This window comes from Parendozoicomonas callyspongiae (assembly GCF_023502345.1).
GTDB lineage: Bacteria > Pseudomonadota > Gammaproteobacteria > Pseudomonadales > Endozoicomonadaceae > Sansalvadorimonas > Sansalvadorimonas callyspongiae.
The window spans coordinates 1-4,457 of sequence record NZ_JAMFLX010000060.1 but is presented as its reverse complement, the minus strand read 5'-3'; the positions used below and the strand labels follow the sequence as shown (position 1 = coordinate 4,457).

The following is a 4,457-nucleotide window of genomic DNA, read 5'->3' as shown; positions in this document are numbered from 1 at the left end:
CTGCTTCAGCCGCGCGCCGAAGGCGCGTCGGGTGGAGGGGCGAAGCCCCGGAACGAACTGGAAGCATTTGTTAGGCGTACTTGCTGCATGGTTAGACAAATTAATTACAGCTCCTTCTAAATTTATAAAAAAGGAGAGTAACTATGTTTGGAAGTATTGATAGCTATACGACAGAATATCCTGATGTGAATTCAAGTCAGGCAGACGCTCCTGATGAAACAGTTGCGATTACCAGCCCCCCTCTAACAGGAAAACCTTCATCTCATGTGTCAGAACCTAGAAAACATAATCGGGGAGATTATCATTTTAATAGAGACTTAGCTCCTGAAGGTTGCAAGTCGATAAATCCTGTTTGTAAAAATTATGTTCCAGATGTAGAAAAAGAATTTTATTCACAAATTGACAAAGCATTAAATTCAGGGCTGAAGTTTACTTTATGTCTTGTTGATGTTTATTCAATACCAAAAGCCAAAGTAATAAACTTGATTGAATTTTGCAAAAACAGAGAAATAGATATCATAAATTATGATTATGAGCCAATAGTCGCTGATGGTCGTAGAACTCCAGATGAAATATTAAAAGTGCTTCCAGAAGGGACACCCACTATTATAAAGCAAACATTCTCAATATTTTCTGCGCCAGAAACGCATGAACATTTAAGAGGAGTGTCGCCTGATGCATTAATTATTGCAGGTGAGATATGTAACTGTTGTATTGCTGCATCTATATTAGGTTTAGATCAGAATTCAATCTATCACGATTGGTATGGTGATGAATTTGGAGCAACGCAATATGGATATCCAGTCTATACACACAAAGATTTGATTTTGGATTCAGGCTATCCAGACAAAGATCTTAATAAAATACAAAATAAATTATTTTACAATTTTCAGCTGCTTCAATAGTTGGTTGGACGCCTAACGCCTGCTTAAGGGGCGCCGTAGGCGTCCCATTTGAAGCACTTGTTAGATTTTCTTACTCATAACCCTCAGCTTTCCAACGAAGAGAAGTCATGACGGCATGATAGATGTTAAAGACAAATGACTTCAGCTGCATTAGTAAAAAGTAATAGAAAGTGCAAATAAAAATATAGGCAATCTTTACTAATGTGAATTTAATCTCTTCTGGATGCGGAGAATAAGAAACCAAGAGGGAGATTAAACCACCTTTATGACCAAGCACAGTAATCAGCAAACACAAAGTTGCAAATGCAATGTAAAATATAAAAACCCTTAGAAAAATGAAGAAGTTATGTTTTAAGTAGGAGAGCCCACTATCAGGATGAGGTATCTCAGACATGCCTAAAAACAGGCTTGGTTGAGATACCGTTGCAAATATCGTGAACCCTGAAAGCAAGAATCCAAGAGTACTCAATGAAATTGATAACCCGGAACTTGATATTTCCCTAACAAACTTGAGGGTTTCATCAATTGGTTGTTGGGTTAACCAAGAATTTATTATCAATAATATAAAAACCATTATGGTCGTTATAGTATTAAATTTACTATGCGGGAGCCTTCTTGAAGCCCAATATACGTCCCATAACTTCTTTTCTTTGGTTAACTCCTTTGTCTCATAATCTGACGAACTCATTAGAATAGCCTCTGAACAAGTGAGCCAATTATTCTTTTTGCTTTTCTAGAGGTTTTAGGAACCTTTACTAAATTATCTTCTATTAATTCCTGAAATGTTTCAAATAGTTCATTTGCAGCCCTTTTGTTGCTTGAACTGATTTTATCAATTGGCTTTCTTAACTGGAATTCCTCGTTATTACCTCTTAGCACATCTCCGCTGGAGTCAACACCGTTAAGCTTAACGACTTGGTTCCCTTGCTCAGTTGCTTCAGAGATTTCTACAATTACTTCTTCTTTATCTAGCCCTTTTGAGTTGTTGTGTACAATAGTTGATTTTTTACTTCCAACTGCGTCTTTTCTCTTTTGAAGTGCTTCGAAGAATGGGTCATTGTCACTTTCGTCATTACGGTCAGAAAGTGAGATTTCAACACTTTTTAGAACATCGTATTTTTTAACAAATGCTTCAATTCCTTCACCTGAAGTGAGCGGGATGAGTTCCACTGTGGGTTTTGGGATCTCTTCAAGCAGTTTGTTTTTTGTTACCTTTTTTGGTTTTTTCTCTTCATACGATGCTTCAATGTAAGACTTATGTTTTTCGCGTAAGAATGATAGTAAGGTTGACCTGAAAGTTTCCATTTTTGGAGCATTCTTGGTTTCTCTTACATATATAAGTCTATGGTTATTCAATATTAACAAAAAGATAGCAGATGGTGCTGAAGCCATTTCTCCTGACTTTTGAACAATTCCTTTTCCTTTTTCAAACACTTGCTCTCTTTCAAGAGTTGTATCTTTAATTAATCTACCGATTACGGCAACTACAGGCTCATCACTTTCTTCGTTCAAGAGAACAGGTTTAACATTGTGGAAGAAGTAGTCCGTTTTGCTATATGATCTAACTAAGCTGTCATCTAAGAAACTAGGCAAAACGATTTCATTTACTAAATCCAATAAGACTTTTTTATTTCCAAAACGACAAATTAAATTTCCCATTTCCATATTGAGAGAAATTTTTGACATTTAGTTAACTCCAATGTTTGTTGAAAATCTAACGCTTGCGTCAGGTGCGCCGAAGGCGTCACCTGGACGCACTTGTTAGAGCCCGGTTGGGTTAACTTGACAGTACTAGGATATCGAATAAAATGGTACTCATCACAGGTTTCGCAATGGAAACTCATAATGAGTACCTTTACCACTACAATCAGAGAAATAGCAGACCAGCTTAGTATAAGTGAGCAACGTGCTAGAACCCTATGCAGGGAAGGTCTGATCAACTCCAAGAAATATGGAAATACATGGTTAGCTGATCAAGGTAGTGTAGACAAATATGGACTGTCTACTGCACATACAATTGCTGAAGATCATCCAGCATATAACGTAAATGACACAAACAAACCTATTGCCTTAAGTTTTTTTTCTGGGGCAATGGGATTAGATCTTGGTATTGAAGCAGCTGGTTTTGACATTAGATTAGCTTGTGAAGTTGATAAGTATTGTCGACAAACAATCGCAATTAATAGACCGAATACAGCATTACTTAGTGATATTAATGACTACAGTGCTTCTGATGTTTTAAATGCTGCAAAACTTACCGAAACTGACGAAATTGACCTCATTGTTGGTGGCCCACCTTGCCAGGCCTTTAGCACAGCAGGAAAAAGAAAAGGCTTTAATGATGATCGGGGAAACGTATTTATAAAATACTTAGATTTAGCAATTGAGCTAAATCCAAAATTTATAGTTATTGAGAATGTACGTGGTCTTTTATCTTGCCCAATGGATCACAGACCACATGACCAAAGGGGAGAAGGTTTTCCAGATTTATCTGAAGATGAATTAAAAGGTGGTGCGCTTAATTTCGTACTAAGTAAACTAAAAAGTTCTGGCTATTCATATAGCTTTAATCTTTACAACTCTGCTAATTTTGGCACTCCACAGATCAGAGAGAGAGTGATAATTATTTGTTCTAGGGATGGAAACAAACCGCCTTTCCTGTTGCCGACTCACTCTGAAAATGGAGATCATGGGTTACCAATTTGGAATACTCTTGAAGGCTGTTTAGATTATATTAAGAGCCATAACCATTTAAACTTTCCCGAGAAAAGACTGAAATACTATAGAATGCTAAAACCGGGTGAAAACTGGCGTAGTTTACCAATAGAGCTTCAAAAAGAGGCTATGGGTAAATCGTTCTATTCTGGTGGTGGTAAAACAGGATTCTTAAGACGCTTAGCTTGGCATAAGCCATCTCCAACCCTTGTTACGCATCCAGCTATGCCTGCAACTGATCTCGCTCACCCTGAAGAAGACAGACCCTTATCCATCCAAGAATACAAACGTATACAGGAATTTCCCGATAACTGGGAGCTAGCTGGGCCGTTAGTACAGCAATATAAGCAAGTTGGAAATGCTGTGCCTAAAAGCTTAGGTTTGGCTGTTGGTAAAACCATTATGAGCCTTATTAAGGGTAAAACATTCAGTAGTATTCAAAACTTTAAATATTCAAGATATAAAAACACCTGCGATTCTTCATGGGAGCTAGAATTTATTAAGCTTCGAGATGCAAAGCAGAAATCAGCCCCTCATGAAGAGTTAACTTTGTTTTAATCTATTATATTAGAGCAAGGATACATATTCTTGCTCTAACTCAATAATCAATGCGTTTACTTTTTCTAGGACAAGATCGTAAGGGATGCCTATTCGTGACCAAAATTCTTCGCCAGATACTCTGGGTATACTTGAGTGATTGAAAGTCCATTTATTGTTAGGGAAACATGCACAAAAGACAGGATTATCATGTATAGATAATTCTTGGACTGACCTTGTTTTTTGCGATCCTGTTAGTGTATTTTGCTGAGTTTTTAATTGCTGATATTCTATTACTTC

5 protein-coding genes are annotated in these 4,457 nt (G+C 37.1%); 2 read left to right on the top strand and 3 right to left on the bottom strand.

Annotation, left to right across the window (positions count from 1 at the left end; all coding sequences use genetic code 11):
- Window positions 1-143: 143 nt before the first annotated feature.
- A complete protein-coding gene (locus tag M3P05_RS20095; protein WP_249701915.1) occupies window positions 144-905 on the top strand; it encodes a cysteine hydrolase in 762 nt (253 codons plus the stop codon).
- A 70-nt stretch (window positions 906-975) separates the two neighbouring features.
- Here M3P05_RS20095 and M3P05_RS20090 read toward each other — a convergent pair whose 3' ends face one another.
- Together M3P05_RS20090 and M3P05_RS20085 are read right to left on the bottom strand one after the other, a co-directional pair.
- On the bottom strand, window positions 976-1,593 hold the full coding sequence (locus tag M3P05_RS20090; RefSeq protein WP_249701914.1) for a hypothetical protein: 618 nt from the start codon (window positions 1,591-1,593) through the stop codon (window positions 976-978).
- Window positions 1,593-2,591, bottom strand: coding sequence for a hypothetical protein (locus M3P05_RS20085; RefSeq protein WP_249701913.1), 999 nt, complete (start codon window positions 2,589-2,591; stop codon window positions 1,593-1,595). The genes M3P05_RS20090 and M3P05_RS20085 overlap by 1 nt, the downstream gene beginning before the upstream one ends.
- Window positions 2,592-2,750: 159 nt before the next feature.
- Between M3P05_RS20085 and M3P05_RS20080 the strand changes: the two genes are divergently transcribed.
- The gene (locus tag M3P05_RS20080; protein ID WP_249701912.1) at window positions 2,751-4,178 is read left to right on the top strand and encodes a DNA cytosine methyltransferase; all 1,428 of its coding nucleotides are present in this window, start codon (window positions 2,751-2,753) and stop codon (window positions 4,176-4,178) included.
- 9 nt (window positions 4,179-4,187) lie between these two features.
- On the opposite strand, the gene M3P05_RS20075 is transcribed toward M3P05_RS20080, so the two are convergent.
- Window positions 4,188-4,457, bottom strand: a 270-nt coding sequence (locus tag M3P05_RS20075) for a hypothetical protein (RefSeq protein ID WP_249701911.1), incomplete at its 5' end; no start/stop codon positions are given.

What these genes read in the sequence shown, in the direction of transcription:
- M3P05_RS20090 (WP_249701914.1), bottom strand. Translation starts at nt 1,593, where the DNA reads ATGAGTTCGTCAGATTATGAGACAAAGGAGTTAACCAAAGAAAAGAAG.
- M3P05_RS20080 (WP_249701912.1), top strand. Translation starts at nt 2,751, where the DNA reads ATGAGTACCTTTACCACTACAATCAGAGAAATAGCAGACCAGCTTAGT.
- M3P05_RS20085 (WP_249701913.1), bottom strand. Translation starts at nt 2,591, where the DNA reads ATGTCAAAAATTTCTCTCAATATGGAAATGGGAAATTTAATTTGTCGT.
- M3P05_RS20095 (WP_249701915.1), top strand. Translation starts at nt 144, where the DNA reads ATGTTTGGAAGTATTGATAGCTATACGACAGAATATCCTGATGTGAAT.